This window comes from Staphylococcus sp. LKG4-2 (assembly GCF_050955665.1).
Classification (GTDB): domain Bacteria; phylum Bacillota; class Bacilli; order Staphylococcales; family Staphylococcaceae; genus Staphylococcus; species Staphylococcus saprophyticus.
In genome coordinates this window covers 1-15942 of record NZ_CP194532.1, presented here as the reverse complement: position 1 = coordinate 15942, position 15942 = coordinate 1, and the positions used below count along the sequence as shown (strand labels likewise).

Below are 15942 nucleotides of genomic sequence, written 5' to 3'. Positions count from 1 at the left end.
GTAAAGGAGGGATTGTCATGGGTGAATTTAAAGGATTTATGAATTATGACAAACAACAATTACACGAATTATCTTTAGTTGATCGTTTGAAAAATCATGACGCATTCCAGCAAAGGTTTACAAAAGACGAAGCTGCACAACAAGGTGCACGTTGTATGGATTGTGGTACGCCATTTTGTCAGACAGGTGAACCATTTGGCAGAGAAACGATTGGTTGTCCTATCGGTAACTATATACCTGAATGGAATGATTTAGTTTATAGACAAGATTTTAAGACGGCATATGAGCGATTAAGTGAAACGAATAATTTTCCAGAATTTACAGGTAGAGTATGCCCAGCGCCATGTGAACAATCATGTGTTATGAAAATAAATCGTGAATCAGTAGCTATTAAAGGTATTGAAAGAACGATTATTGATGAAGCATATGAAAACGGTTGGGTTAAACCAATTGTGCCAGAACAACGTAAAGATGAGTCTGTAGCCATCGTTGGTAGTGGCCCAGCAGGATTAACGGCAGCAGAAGAACTTAATAAATTAGGTTATCATGTAACGGTATATGAACGTGCGCATGAAGCGGGCGGTCTACTGATGTATGGCATACCTAATATGAAATTAGATAAAGATGTCGTGCGTCGTAGAATATCTATTATGGAAGCTTCGGGCATCCGATTTGAAACAGATACAGAGATTGGTGTCGACGTGAGTAGAGAAGCATTAGAAGAGAAACATGACGCAATCATCTTATGTACAGGATCTCAAAATGCGAGAGATTTACCATTAGAAGGGCGTATGGGATTCGGCATACATTTTGCGATGGATTATTTGACGGAGCAAGGTCAGTATTTGAATGGTGAAATCAAGGAACCAACGATTTCTGCAGAAGGTAAAAATGTGGTCGTTATTGGAGCGGGAGACACGGGAGCCGATTGTGTTGCAACAGCACTTCGTGAAAACTGTAAGTCTATCGTCCAATTTAATAAGTATACGAAACAACCTGAAGCGATTGAATTTGATGAAAATACCTATTGGCCATTAGCAATGCCAGTATTCAAAATGGATTACGCGCATAAAGAATATGAACAGCGCTTTGGATTTGAGCCGCGTGCTTATGGTGTGCAAACGATGCGTTATGATGTTGACCGTATTGGTAATGTGAAAGGTGTTTATACTCAAATTCTGGAAGAAACAGACGAAGGCATGGTGGTCGTAGATGGAACAGAACGCCATTGGCCTGCAGATCTAGTATTGTTATCGATTGGTTTCATAGGTACAGAAACAACAGTACCGCATGCTTTTAATATTCAAACAGAAAGAAACAAAATTGTAGCTGACAACAAAGATTTTAGAACCAATCAACCGAACATTTTTGCTGCTGGAGACGCTAGAAGAGGTCAAAGTCTTGTGGTATGGGCTATTCAAGAAGGAAGAGCTGTCGCAAATGCAGTGGATGAATATTTAAAAGAAAAAACATTAGTATAAGGTAATGATTTTAATTGACTTTTGTCATGGACTATAATATTATAAATATTGTGTTTGGAGGAATACCCAAGTCCGGCTGAAGGGATTGGTCTTGAAAACCAACAGGGGCTTAACGGCCCGCGGGGGTTCGAATCCCTCTTCCTCCGCCATTATATTTAAAATACCAAGACTAATGATATAGATAAAGCAAGTATTCAATGAAAAATTTGGATGCTTGCTTTTTTAATGCGCTTTTCTACATATTCGAAATTTAAGTTAGGCTAAGTACTTTTATATAGAAAAAAGATGTAAGGTCATTTCCGTAAATTTATCAAAGAAGTACATGATTATGATGTAACCATCTATAATTTGAGCCCCCTAATAACGCCAACTCATTGTTATAGGTGGTTTTAAATATTTAGATTGTAGCCCTGTAGTCGACGAGCACCCCCCCTTTTATGAAAACCTTTACAAAACTTGTATAGACAAGTTATACTTCTAGTAATATCTAAAGTTTAATTATAAGGGAGTGAATCATCATGGCTGTTAAAAAGAAAGATGTACAAGATATCGTCGAAGCTATTGGGGGCAAAGACAACTTGGACACAGCAACACATTGTGTGACACGTCTAAGACTGGTCTTGAAAGATGATGATAAAGTAGATAAAGATAGATTGAGCAATAATGATTTAGTGAAAGGACAATTTAAAGCAGACAACCAATACCAAATCGTTATTGGACCTGGCACAGTAGATGAAGTTTACAAGCAATTCATCCAAGAAACAGGTGTCAGTGAAGCATCTAAGGATGATGCAAAAGCGGCAGCGGCGAAGAAAGGAAATCCGATTCAAAGGTTGATTAAGTTATTGGGAGATATCTTTATACCGATTTTACCTGCAATCGTAACTGCTGGTTTACTGATGGGGATTAATAACTTACTGACGATGGAAGGGTTATTTGGTCCAAAGCCACTGGTAGAACAATTTCCGCAGCTAGGTGATATTTCGAATATTATTAATGTCATTGCAAGTACAGCGTTCATATTCTTACCCGCGTTAATCGGTTGGAGTAGTATGCGTGTGTTTGGTGGGAGTCAAATTCTCGGTTTGGTTTTAGGCTTGATTTTAATGAATCCACAGCTTGTATCACAATACGATATAGCGAAAGGTCATATTCCAACCTGGGATATACTTGGTTTAGAAATTAAGCAATTAAACTATCAAGGACAGGTATTACCGATCTTGCTTGCTGCATATGTATTAGCGCAGATTGAAAAATTCTTAAATAAATTTGTGCATGATTCAATTAAAATGTTGGTCGTTGGACCTGTAGCACTATTGATTACAGGGTTCTTAGCATTTATTGTTATTGGTCCTGTTGCGTTATGGCTAGGTACTGGCATCACAAATGGCGTAACATTTGTGTTTGAACATGCTGGTTGGTTAGGTGGTGCCATCTATGGTTTGTTCTATGCACCATTAGTTATTACTGGTTTACACCATATGTTCTTAGCAGTTGATTTCCAATTAATGGGTAGTCAGCTTGGTGGCACATATCTGTGGCCAATTCTTGCAATTTCTAATATCTGCCAAGGTTCTGCAGCATTTGGTGCTTGGTTCGTTTATAGAAGACGTAAAATGGTCAAAGAACAAGGTTTAGCAATGACTTCAGGCGTTTCAGGTTTCTTAGGTGTCACAGAACCTGCACTATTTGGGGTGAATTTACCACTGAAATATCCATTTATCGCCGCGATTACAACTTCTTGTATCTTAGGTGCAGTATTAGGTGCGACGCGTGTGCTAGGTAGTGTTGGTGTTGGTGGTCTTCCAGCATTTATTTCAATAAAAAGTGAATACTGGGGAGTATATTTAGTAGTGACAGCTATAGCATTTGTAGTTCCTGCCATATTAACAGTATTCCTATCAAGATTTAGTAAAGAAGAAGCGAAAGAAATGGTTGAAGAATAGGCGTCAACGACAGAGAAGTACAATTAAACTCGCTAAAATTACTTAGCGGGTTTCTTTTTTAAAATATTAAAAGTAGAGGTGGCAATAATATGCAACAAAATGATTGGAGAAAATCAGTCGTTTATCAAATTTATCCGAAGTCATTTAATGATACGACAGGTAGTGGTGAAGGTGACTTACAAGGAATTATTGAAAAATTAGATTATATACAATATCTCGGTGTGGACTATATTTGGCTAACACCGGTATATGAATCGCCTATGAATGATAATGGTTATGATATTAGCAACTATTATAAAGTGAATGAGAAGTTTGGGACAATTGAAGATTTAGAAATGCTAGTGGCTGAAGCGCATAAAAGAGATATCAAGGTTATGATGGACATCGTGATCAACCATACGTCAACAGAGCATGAATGGTTTAAACAAGCATATGCTGATAAAAATAGTCCTTATAGAGATTATTATTTCTTTAGAAGATCGGCAAATGAAGAACCACCTACGAATTGGGAATCCAAATTTGGTGGAAATGCCTGGAAATATGATGAAAAAACGGATGAATATTATTTACATTTATTTGATGTGACACAAGCAGATTTGAACTGGGATAATCCTGAAGTCAGACGTGTGCTATACGACATCATTAATCACTGGATTGATTTTGGAATAGATGGTTTTCGATTCGACGTCATTAACCTCATTTCAAAAGGTGAATTTAAAAACTCCGAAAAAATCGGCAAAGAATTCTATACAGATGGTCCACGTGTTCATGACTATTTACACGAAATGAATCAGCAAACATTTGGTGATAAACAATTAATGACTGTTGGCGAAATGTCTTCGACAACCATAGATCATTGTGTGAAATATACTTCGCCTGAACGACAAGAATTAAGTAGTGTGTTTAATTTTCATCATCTTAAAGTAGATTATGTAGACGGAGAAAAATGGTCGAATGCTAAATTAGATTTTCATAAGTTGAAAGACATTCTAATGGAGTGGCAACTTGGTATTTATGAAGGTGGCGGTTGGAACGCGATATTTTGGTGTAATCACGATCAGCCTCGTGTCGTTACGCGTTTTGGTGATGACACATCTGAACCACTACGTAAACAAAGTGCTAAGATGCTAGCGACTGTACTGCATATGTTGCAAGGGACGCCATATATTTACCAAGGCGAAGAAATTGGTATGACGGATCCAGGCTTTAATGACATTAAACAGTATCGTGATGTTGAATCTTTAAATGCTTATGACAAAATGAAAGCAGCAGGATATGAGGAGCAAGAAATTTTAACTATTCTTGGACAAAAATCACGTGATAATTCTAGAACGCCTGTTCAATGGACAGCAGGTGAACATGCTGGTTTCACTTCAGGTACACCATGGATTGATATCCCTAATAATTTTGATAAAATAAACGTTGAAGCAGCTGTTGAAGATGAACAATCCATACTTCAGACATATCGACATTTAATTCAATTACGCCATGAGCATGACATTATTACTTATGGAAATATTGAACCACTATACATGGATCACAATGAATTGTTTATATATAAACGTCATTATAAAGGTGAAACTTGGATAGTGCTTGCAAACTTTTCAAAAGAACGCATAGAAATACCAGAAGGATTAAAGTTAGATGGCGAAGTCATAGTGCAATATGGCCAGTTGATAGATGGAAAGATTGATGGATTTGGCGTCATAGTAGTTGCACAATAATCTATAAAAGGCAGTGAGCGAAACGATGACACAGAAGAAATTTATTACGATATATGAAACATTGCGGAAAGATATTATTGAATCACGTATATCGTATGGTGCTCAATTGCCATCGGAACATGAATTGGTAGAATCTTATCAGGCATCACGTGAAACTGTGCGTAAAGCGCTAAATTTACTCGTTAGAGAAGGAATGATACAAAAGATTCGAGGGAAAGGTTCTATTGTTATTTATCAAGGTGTAACAGAATTTCCTTTTGCTGACTTAACCAGTTTTAGAGAAGTGCAACGCGGACTAGGTTTACAGCATGACACAGAAGTGAAGATGATCGAAAGCATTACTGCGGGCGATGTTCCGAGAGTCAAAGAAGCTTTAAATATTAGTATGAATACTGTCTTATGTCATGTGGTACGTACTAGAAAAATAGATGATAGAGTAAAAATCATTGATGAAGACTATCTAATAGAAGAAATTGTGCCGAATGTTACAGCGGAAATTGCTACAAACTCTTTATATCAATACATTGAGGAAACATTAGGGTTGGAAATTAGTTATTCAAACAAATCCATAACATTTGAACCGTTTGGAGAGATGGAGTATGAAGTGTTTGGTGAAATCAATCCAGCGTATACAGCGACGGTACGTGGCATTGTTCATTTAAAAGACACTACGATATTTCAGTATAATATTTCTAAACATTTAGCGACCGAATTTAAATTCAATGATTTTTCTAGACGTCATAAACTATAAATGTACAATGATAAGACTGATGTGTGAAGGATTTGTAAAGGTTTTACTAGCCATGCAAAAGGTAATACTTGCATTCTAATATGAGATTATAGTATGATATATCTTGCCGTGCTAGGTGGGGAGGTAGCGGTTCCCTGTACTCGAAATCCGCTTTATGCGAGACTTAATTCCTTTGCTGAGGGTGCGTTTTTGTGAAGTCTGCCCAAAGCACGTAGTGTCTGAAGATCTCGGTCCTATGCAATATGAACCCATGAATCATGTCAGGTCCTGACGGAAGCAGCATTAAGTGGATCATCGTATGTGCCGTAGGGTTGCCGAGATTTAGCTGTCGACTTTGGTAACGTTTGTGATACGCATTCGAAGCGAAGGTGCACGGTTTTAATTTTTAAAACTAATGAAATCATATACATATATAAAGAGTGACTTATCTTTTGATAGCGGTCACTCTTTTTTTATATTAAAATATAAACAATACTTTGATGGCATATTGGAACCGTCTTAAAACTTGTTGGAAATCGATGTTATGACATTAAAGGCTTGAACTGAACGTTTGGGGGGGAAACCAATGCAAATATATTTAAGTACGCTAACTGAAAATGATTATGACACAAGCTTGAAAGCAATCGAAGCAGCATTTGCAGATGTTACAGAGTCGAATCATGATGAACAAAATTTGGTAGCTAAACTGAGGAACGCACCTGAGTATAATTATGAGCTTGAAGTGGTAGCTAAAAATAATGACGGTGATGTGGTCGGTCACATTATGCTATCTGAAATAACAGTCATTAATGGAACGAAGCGATATACTGTTCTGGCATTAGCCCCACTATCAGTATTGCCGGAATATAGAAATAAAGGCTTGGGTAAGGCGTTGATACAAGCTGTAGAAGAACGTGCGAAAACACAAGACTATACAACCATTATAGTGCTAGGTGACCCAAAATATTATAATCAGTTTGGATACGAACCAGCAGCAGATTATGACATAACATGTCCATTTGACGTGCCTTCAGAATATTTCATGGTAAAATTCCTGTGGGATCAACTATTAGAACAGCCTCAAGGTGATGTCGTGTACTCAGAAGCTTTTAATTGATATTCAAAGTACGAAGTTCAATGCTATAATAGTTTGTGAATGCAATTGGAGGTGCGAAAGTGAATTATCAAGCTTTATATAGAATGTTCCGACCGCAGAGTTTCGAAGATGTTGTAGGTCAAGAACATGTAACTAAAACACTACGCAATGCAATTTCAAAAGAGAAACAATCCCATGCATACATTTTCAGTGGTCCAAGAGGGACAGGTAAGACAAGTATTGCGAAAGTGTTTGCGAAAGCAATTAACTGTCTTGAACGTTCAGATGGCGAACCGTGTAATGAATGCGCAATTTGTAAAGGGATTACACGAGGGACTAACTCAGATGTGATTGAAATTGACGCTGCGAGTAATAATGGTGTAGATGAGATTAGAAATATTAGAGATAAAGTAAAATATGCGCCGAGCGAATCAAAGTTTAAAGTTTATATTATTGATGAAGTGCATATGCTAACTACAGGTGCTTTCAATGCATTGCTTAAAACATTGGAAGAACCACCAGCACACGCTATATTTATCTTAGCAACGACAGAACCACATAAAATACCTCCGACAATAATATCAAGAGCTCAAAGATTTGATTTTAAAGCGATAAGCCAGGAAGAAATTGTGGAAAGATTAAAGTTTGTAGCGGAATCGCAAGCGATTGAATATGATGAAGCGGCATTAAACTTTATCGCCAAAGCATCCGAAGGTGGTATGCGTGATGCATTGAGTATCATGGACCAAGCAATTGCTTTTGGAGATGAACATTTAACGTTAGAAGATGCATTGAATGTTACTGGTAGTGTAGATGCGAAAGCTTTAAATGAATTATTTAAGGAAGTTGTAGAAGGTGATGTGAGAAACGCCTTCTCTACGTATCATCAATTCATCTCACAAGGTAAAGAAGTAAATCGTTTGATTAACGATATGATCTACTTTGTCAGAGATACAATCATGAATAAGACATCTAATGAAGAAACTGAATATGATGCGCTGATGCATTTTGATTTAGAAGTACTTTACAAAATGATTGATATCATTAATGATACACTCGTTTCTATTAGATTTAGCGTAAACCAAAGTGTGCATTTTGAAGTCTTGTTAGTAAAAATCGCAGAAATGATAAAAGAAAAACCAGAAAGTGTTCAAACATTAGCGACTACAAGTGTAGCAACAGAACCAAACAATGATGTGTTACTGCAAAGAATGGAACAATTAGAAAGTGAATTAAAAACACTTAAAGCGAATGGTGTAACAACGAGTGCGCAACCACAACAATCAAAACGTTCTACAACTAAAAGTAGTCAGTCTAAAAATGCATTTTCTATGCAGCAAATTGCTAAAGTATTAGATAAAGCTAATAAAGATGATATCAAGCAGCTTAAAGATCACTGGCAAGAAGTGGTTGATCATGCTAAAAGTAATGATATGAAGTCATTGGTCAGTCTTTTACAAAATTCTGAACCGGTGGCTGCAAGTGAAACGCATGTACTAATTAAATTAGAAGAAGAAATTCATTGTGAAATCGTGAATAAAGACGATGAAAAACGTGAAAATATCGAAAATGTTGTTTGTAATATTATAGATAAAACCGTTAAAGTGGTTGGTGTACCTGCAGACCAGTGGATGCGTGTGAGATCAGAATACCTTCAAAATAGGAAGCAAGGTACATCAGAAGATACACATAACAATGGTACGGATACAACAGAACCTGAAGAAGTAGACGTAGTTCAGAAAGCGAAAGACCTATTTGGTGAAAGTACGGTAAATATCATAGATGAAGAGTGATACATGACAATGATTAAAAAGGCATGTATAATGAAACGAAAGATGAATGATATTCAATATAATATATAAGTTTTAAGGAGGATATATTTATGCGCGGTGGCGGAAATATGCAACAAATGATGAAACAAATGCAAAAAATGCAAAAGAAAATGGGCGAAGAGCAAGAAAAGCTTAAAGAAGAAAAAGTACAAGGTACAGCTGGTGGCGGTATGGTTACTGTAACAGTTTCTGGTCATAAAGAGGTGCTTGACGTGGAAATTAAAGAAGAAGCGGTAGACCCTGATGATATTGAAATGTTACAAGACTTAGTAATTGCTGCAACGAATGAGGCAATGAATAAAGCTGATGAACTTACACAAGAACGTTTAGGTAAGCATACGCAAGGCTTAAACATCCCTGGAATGTGATCATATGCACTATCCTGAACCAATTTCGAAACTAATTGACAGTTTCATGAAACTGCCAGGCATTGGGCCAAAAACAGCTCAACGTCTGGCGTTTCATGTATTAGATATGAAAGAAGATGACGTTGTACAATTTGCTAAGGCATTAGTAGATGTGAAACGAGAACTTACTTATTGTAGTGAGTGTGGGCATATTACAGAACAGGATCCTTGCTATATATGTCAGGATAAACAACGAGATCGCTCGGTTATTTGTGTAGTCGAAGATGATAAAGATGTTATTGCAATGGAAAAGATGAGAGAATATAAAGGTTTATATCATGTCTTGCATGGATCTATTTCGCCGATGGATGGTATTGGACCAGAAGACATCAATATCCCTAGTTTGATTAACCGACTCAAAGATGAAGAAGTTAAAGAACTTATATTAGCGATGAACCCTAATTTAGAAGGTGAATCGACAGCGATGTATATATCTAGATTAGTAAAACCTATTGGAATTACTGTCACTAGATTAGCTCAAGGTTTGTCTGTTGGTGGCGATTTAGAATATGCTGATGAAGTTACATTATCTAAGGCTATCATGGGCAGAACAGAGATGTAATATGGTTGAAATACAATATGAAGTAAGCGATAAAGCTATCTTAAACAGATAGCTTTATTTTTTTGTAAATAAAATTAAAAAAATGTAAAAGAAATCAAAGTATGGTTATTGAGCAGTAAATCTATGATAAGTGTAGTGTTACAATCTTTAAATTGTCTAAAAACGTACTTTAAAAAATATATGTATAAGGAGGTTTGCTTTTTGATGAAAACGCAATGAAAACACGGAGTTATAGTGTAAATTTTACCGTTGTTAAAAGTAAATTAAGCGTGTATAGTATTATCTTGTCGGACGAAACAAAACGACAAACACAAAAACGAAATGAAAAACACAACGAAAAATAATTTTTAAAAGTTCTTGACTTTCTGAGTCAAAGCGAGTAAAATTAATTCTTGTGATTGAAGAAATGAAAAATACAACGAAAAATAATTTTTAAAAGTTCTTGACTTTCTGGGTCAAAGCGAGTAAAATTAATTCTTGTGATTGAAGAAATGAACATTGAAAACTGAATTGCAATATGTCAACGTTAATTCCGAACGCAACATTAAATTGTTGGTTCAAAACAAGTGTTAGAGATAACACAAATTAGTATTTTATGAGCTAATCAAACATCATAATTCATTTATGGAGAGTTTGATCCTGGCTCAGGATGAACGCTGGCGGCGTGCCTAATACATGCAAGTCGAGCGAACAGATAAGGAGCTTGCTCCTTTGACGTTAGCGGCGGACGGGTGAGTAACACGTGGGTAACCTACCTATAAGACTGGGATAACTTCGGGAAACCGGAGCTAATACCGGATAACATTTGGAACCGCATGGTTCTAAAGTGAAAGATGGTTTTGCTATCACTTATAGATGGACCCGCGCCGTATTAGCTAGTTGGTAAGGTAACGGCTTACCAAGGCAACGATACGTAGCCGACCTGAGAGGGTGATCGGCCACACTGGAACTGAGACACGGTCCAGACTCCTACGGGAGGCAGCAGTAGGGAATCTTCCGCAATGGGCGAAAGCCTGACGGAGCAACGCCGCGTGAGTGATGAAGGGTTTCGGCTCGTAAAACTCTGTTATTAGGGAAGAACAAATGTGTAAGTAACTGTGCACGTCTTGACGGTACCTAATCAGAAAGCCACGGCTAACTACGTGCCAGCAGCCGCGGTAATACGTAGGTGGCAAGCGTTATCCGGAATTATTGGGCGTAAAGCGCGCGTAGGCGGTTTCTTAAGTCTGATGTGAAAGCCCACGGCTCAACCGTGGAGGGTCATTGGAAACTGGGAAACTTGAGTGCAGAAGAGGAAAGTGGAATTCCATGTGTAGCGGTGAAATGCGCAGAGATATGGAGGAACACCAGTGGCGAAGGCGACTTTCTGGTCTGTAACTGACGCTGATGTGCGAAAGCGTGGGGATCAAACAGGATTAGATACCCTGGTAGTCCACGCCGTAAACGATGAGTGCTAAGTGTTAGGGGGTTTCCGCCCCTTAGTGCTGCAGCTAACGCATTAAGCACTCCGCCTGGGGAGTACGACCGCAAGGTTGAAACTCAAAGGAATTGACGGGGACCCGCACAAGCGGTGGAGCATGTGGTTTAATTCGAAGCAACGCGAAGAACCTTACCAAATCTTGACATCCTTTGAAAACTCTAGAGATAGAGCCTTCCCCTTCGGGGGACAAAGTGACAGGTGGTGCATGGTTGTCGTCAGCTCGTGTCGTGAGATGTTGGGTTAAGTCCCGCAACGAGCGCAACCCTTAAGCTTAGTTGCCATCATTAAGTTGGGCACTCTAGGTTGACTGCCGGTGACAAACCGGAGGAAGGTGGGGATGACGTCAAATCATCATGCCCCTTATGATTTGGGCTACACACGTGCTACAATGGACAATACAAAGGGCAGCTAAACCGCGAGGTCATGCAAATCCCATAAAGTTGTTCTCAGTTCGGATTGTAGTCTGCAACTCGACTACATGAAGCTGGAATCGCTAGTAATCGTAGATCAGCATGCTACGGTGAATACGTTCCCGGGTCTTGTACACACCGCCCGTCACACCACGAGAGTTTGTAACACCCGAAGCCGGTGGAGTAACCATTTATGGAGCTAGCCGTCGAAGGTGGGACAAATGATTGGGGTGAAGTCGTAACAAGGTAGCCGTATCGGAAGGTGCGGCTGGATCACCTCCTTTCTAAGGATATATTCGGAACATCTTCTTACGAAGATGTAGGAATAACATTGACATATTGTATTCAGTTTTGAATGCTCATTGGAGTATTCATTGCATAATTTTGTACATTGAAAACTAGATAAGTAAGTAAAATTTATGATTTTACCAAGCAAAACCGAGTGAATTAGAGTTTTTTAACAAGCTTTGAATTCAAAAAGAAATAATCGCTAGTGTTCGAAAGAACACTCACAGATTAATAACATTTTGGGTTTTCAACCGACTTGTTCGTGTTGAAAGTCAAAAAAGATTAAGTTATTAAGGGCGCACGGTGGATGCCTTGGCACTAGAAGCCGACGAAGGACGTTACTAACGACGATATGCTTTGGGGAGCTGTAAGTAAGCTTTGATCCAGAGATTTCCGAATGGGGAAACCCAGCACGAGTTATGTCGTGTTATCGATATGTGAATACATAGCATATCTGAAGGCAGACGCGGAGAACTGAAACATCTTAGTACCCGCAGGAAGAGAAAGAAAAATCGATTCCCTGAGTAGCGGCGAGCGAAACGGGAAGAGCCCAAACCAACGAGCTTGCTTGTTGGGGTTGTAGGACACTCTATACGGAGTTACAAAAGAACAGACTAGACGAATCATCTGGAAAGATGAATCAAAGAAGGTAATAATCCTGTAGTCGAAAGTTTGTTCACTCTTGAGTGGATCCTGAGTACGACGGAACACGAGAAATTCCGTCGGAATCTGGGAGGACCATCTCCCAAGGCTAAATACTCTCTAGTGACCGATAGTGAACCAGTACCGTGAGGGAAAGGTGAAAAGTACCCCGGAAGGGGAGTGAAATAGAACTTGAAACCGTGTGCTTACAAGTAGTCAGAGCCCGTTAATGGGTGATGGCGTGCCTTTTGTAGAATGAACCGGCGAGTTACGATTTGATGCAAGGTTAAGCAGTGAATGTGGAGCCGTAGCGAAAGCGAGTCTGAATAGGGCGTTGAGTATTTGGTCGTAGACCCGAAACCAGGTGATCTACCCATGACCAGGTTGAAGTTCAGGTAACACTGAATGGAGGACCGAACCGACTTACGTTGAAAAGTGAGCGGATGAGTTGTGGGTAGCGGAGAAATTCCAATCGAACCTGGAGATAGCTGGTTCTCTCCGAAATAGCTTTAGGGCTAGCCTCAAGTGATGATTATTGGAGGTAGAGCACTGTTTGGACGAGGGGCCCTTATCGGGTTACCGAATTCAGACAAACTCCGAATGCCAATCAATTTAACTTGGGAGTCAGAACGCGGGTGATAAGGTCCGTGTTCGAAAGGGAAACAGCCCAGACCACCAGCTAAGGTCCCAAAATATATGTTAAGTGGAAAAGGATGTGGCGTTGCCCAGACAACTAGGATGTTGGCTTAGAAGCAGCCATCATTTAAAGAGTGCGTAATAGCTCACTAGTCGAGTGACACTGCGCCGAAAATGTACCGGGGCTAAACATATTACCGAAGCTGTGGATTGTCCGTAAGGACAATGGTAGGAGAGCGTTCTAAGGGCGTTGAAGCATGATCGCAAGGACATGTGGAGCGCTTAGAAGTGAGAATGCCGGTGTGAGTAGCGAAAGACGGGTGAGAATCCCGTCCACCGATTGACTAAGGTTTCCAGAGGAAGGCTCGTCCGCTCTGGGTTAGTCGGGTCCTAAGCTGAGGCCGATAGGCGTAGGCGATGGATAACAGGTTGATATTCCTGTACCACCATTATTCGTTTTAAGCGATGGGGGGACGCAGTAGGATAGGCGAAGCGTACGATTGGATTGTACGTCCAAGCAGTGAGATTGAGTGTTAGGCAAATCCGGCACTCTTAAGATTGAGCTGTGATGGGGAGAGGAAATTGTTTCCTCGAGTCGTTGATTTCACACTGCCAAGAAAAGCCTCTAGCTAGAATTGTGGTGCCCGTACCGCAAACCGACACAGGTAGTCAAGATGAGAATTCTAAGGTGAGCGAGCGAACTCTCGTTAAGGAACTCGGCAAAATGACCCCGTAACTTCGGGAGAAGGGGTGCTCTTTAGGGTTAACGCCCAGGAGAGCCGCAGTGAATAGGCCCAAGCGACTGTTTATCAAAAACACAGGTCTCTGCTAAACCGTAAGGTGATGTATAGGGGCTGACGCCTGCCCGGTGCTGGAAGGTTAAGAGGAGTGGTTAGCTTCTGCGAAGCTACGAATCGAAGCCCCAGTAAACGGCGGCCGTAACTATAACGGTCCTAAGGTAGCGAAATTCCTTGTCGGGTAAGTTCCGACCCGCACGAAAGGCGTAACGATTTGGGCACTGTCTCAACGAGAGACTCGGTGAAATCATAGTACCTGTGAAGATGCAGGTTACCCGCGACAGGACGGAAAGACCCCGTGGAGCTTTACTGTAGTCTGATATTGAAATTCGGCACAGCTTGTACAGGATAGGTAGGAGCCTGAGATACGTGAGCGCTAGCTTACGTGGAGGCGTTGGTGGGATACTACCCTCGCTGTGTTGGATTTCTAACCCGCACCATTTATCATGGTGGGAGACAGTGTCAGATGGGCAGTTTGACTGGGGCGGTCGCCTCCTAAAGAGTAACGGAGGCGCTCAAAGGTTTCCTCAGAATGGTTGGAAATCATTCATAGAGTGTAAAGGCATAAGGAAGCTTGACTGCGAGACTTACAAGTCGAGCAGGGTCGAAAGACGGACTTAGTGATCCGGTGGTTCCGCATGGAAGGGCCATCGCTCAACGGATAAAAGCTACCCCGGGGATAACAGGCTTATCTCCCCCAAGAGTTCACATCGACGGGGAGGTTTGGCACCTCGATGTCGGCTCATCGCATCCTGGGGCTGTAGTCGGTCCCAAGGGTTGGGCTGTTCGCCCATTAAAGCGGTACGCGAGCTGGGTTCAGAACGTCGTGAGACAGTTCGGTCCCTATCCGTCGTGGGCGTAGGAAATTTGAGAGGAGCTGTCCTTAGTACGAGAGGACCGGGATGGACATACCTCTGGTGTACCAGTTGTCGTGCCAACGGCATCGCTGGGTAGCTATGTATGGACGGGATAAGTGCTGAAAGCATCTAAGCATGAAGCCCCCCTCAAGATGAGATTTCCCAACTTCGGTTATAAGATCCCTCAAAGATGATGAGGTTAATAGGTTCGAGGTGGAAGCATAGCGATATGTGCAGCTGACGAATACTAATCGATCGAAGACTTAATCAAATTTTAAATGTTTTGTTTGGTTGAATCATATTTTACTTACTATCTAGTTTTGAATGTATAATTTCATACATTTCATTGTCTGGTGACAATGGCAAGGAGGTCACACCTGTTCCCATGCCGAACACAGAAGTTAAGCTCCTTAGCGCCGATGGTAGTCGGACTTACGTTCCGCAAGAGTAGGACGTTGCCAGGCAATCAGAGACCCAAGCGGGTCTCTTTTTTTGTGTCAAAAAAGCTTAACTTCTAGTTCGAAGAACTGAAAAACCTAAAATAAGCTATTATGAGAAAGCGTTTGAAACTGACGAACTGAACAAAAGACGAAGCAAGCTTACAAGCGGTGTTGATTAAATGAACATACGAGTCAAAACTCGTATGTAAGAATAACTAAATCCAATAAATTGGAAAGTTATTCTTTATAGGAAAGCGTGAAAGTGAGAAAAGATGCGAGCGCTTGCCTCATGATAGAAAAAGCTCCTTAGCGCCGATGGTAGCCGACTTACGTTCCGCAAGAGTAGGCAGAGAGGAGCACATGAGCTAAAGCACATGTGTAAACGTCACTAACTCATTGAAATGAGAAGTGACGTTTTACAGGCAATCAGAGACCCAAGCGAGTCTCTTTTTTTGTGTCAAAAAAGCTTAACTTCTCCAGTTCGAAGAACTGAAAAACCTAAAATAAGCTATTATGAGAAAGCGTTTGAAACTGACGAACTGAACAAAAGACGAAGCGAGCTTACAAGCGGTGTTGATTAAATGAACATACGAGTCAAAACTCGTATGTAAGAA

8 protein-coding genes, 1 tRNA gene, 3 rRNA genes and 1 other RNA gene are annotated in these 15942 nt (G+C 40.3%); all 13 read left to right on the top strand.

The genetic code is table 11. The features are described 5' to 3' along the window. Positions 1 to 17: 17 nt before the first annotated feature. The 13 genes from ACM6UH_RS00065 to rrf all read left to right on the top strand — a co-directional run bounded on the left by ACM6UH_RS00065 (position 18) and on the right by rrf (position 15352). Positions 18 to 1481 carry a glutamate synthase subunit beta gene (locus tag ACM6UH_RS00065; RefSeq protein ID WP_002484230.1) on the top strand — a complete coding sequence of 488 codons (1464 nt, stop codon included), beginning with the start codon at positions 18 to 20 and terminating at the stop codon, positions 1479 to 1481. 56 nt (positions 1482 to 1537) lie between these two features. Beyond that, positions 1538 to 1630 (top strand) — tRNA-Ser (locus ACM6UH_RS00060). A gap of 369 nt (positions 1631 to 1999) precedes the next feature. Further along, entirely contained in the window at positions 2000 to 3427 is a 1428-nt protein-coding gene (gene treP, locus ACM6UH_RS00055) for a PTS system trehalose-specific EIIBC component (RefSeq protein WP_047505354.1), read from the top strand. Positions 3428 to 3516: 89 nt separating this feature from the next. Next, the gene (gene treC / locus ACM6UH_RS00050; RefSeq protein ID WP_011303886.1) at positions 3517 to 5151 is read left to right on the top strand and encodes an alpha,alpha-phosphotrehalase; all 1635 of its coding nucleotides are present in this window, start codon (positions 3517 to 3519) and stop codon (positions 5149 to 5151) included. A gap of 25 nt (positions 5152 to 5176) precedes the next feature. After that, positions 5177 to 5902 carry a trehalose operon repressor gene (gene treR / locus ACM6UH_RS00045; protein ID WP_011303885.1) on the top strand — a complete coding sequence of 242 codons (726 nt, stop codon included), beginning with the start codon at positions 5177 to 5179 and terminating at the stop codon, positions 5900 to 5902. Positions 5903 to 6008: 106 nt separating this feature from the next. Then, positions 6009 to 6278, top strand: an RNA gene (gene ffs / locus ACM6UH_RS00040) — signal recognition particle sRNA large type. Between the two features lie 189 nt (positions 6279 to 6467). Then, positions 6468 to 6998, top strand: coding sequence for a GNAT family N-acetyltransferase (locus ACM6UH_RS00035; RefSeq protein ID WP_002484226.1), 531 nt, complete (start codon positions 6468 to 6470; stop codon positions 6996 to 6998). A 59-nt stretch (positions 6999 to 7057) separates the two neighbouring features. Then, positions 7058 to 8770, top strand: a complete 1713-nt coding sequence (gene dnaX / locus ACM6UH_RS00030; RefSeq protein ID WP_047505357.1) for a DNA polymerase III subunit gamma/tau — start codon at positions 7058 to 7060, stop codon at positions 8768 to 8770. Between the two features lie 89 nt (positions 8771 to 8859). Further along, positions 8860 to 9177: a YbaB/EbfC family nucleoid-associated protein gene (locus ACM6UH_RS00025; RefSeq protein WP_002484224.1), complete on the top strand. Its 318-nt coding sequence runs from the start codon at positions 8860 to 8862 to the stop codon at positions 9175 to 9177. Between the two features lie 4 nt (positions 9178 to 9181). Further along, positions 9182 to 9778: a recombination mediator RecR gene (gene recR, locus ACM6UH_RS00020; RefSeq protein ID WP_002484223.1), complete on the top strand. Its 597-nt coding sequence runs from the start codon at positions 9182 to 9184 to the stop codon at positions 9776 to 9778. A 621-nt stretch (positions 9779 to 10399) separates the two neighbouring features. Further along, positions 10400 to 11952: ribosomal RNA gene (locus ACM6UH_RS00015) — 16S ribosomal RNA — on the top strand. Positions 11953 to 12236: 284 nt separating this feature from the next. Beyond that, positions 12237 to 15159, top strand: a 23S ribosomal RNA gene (locus ACM6UH_RS00010). A gap of 78 nt (positions 15160 to 15237) precedes the next feature. Beyond that, a 5S ribosomal RNA gene (gene rrf / locus ACM6UH_RS00005) occupies positions 15238 to 15352 on the top strand. Together the 16S, 23S and 5S rRNA genes form the textbook arrangement of a ribosomal RNA operon. The last annotated feature ends 590 nt before the right edge of the window (positions 15353 to 15942 follow it).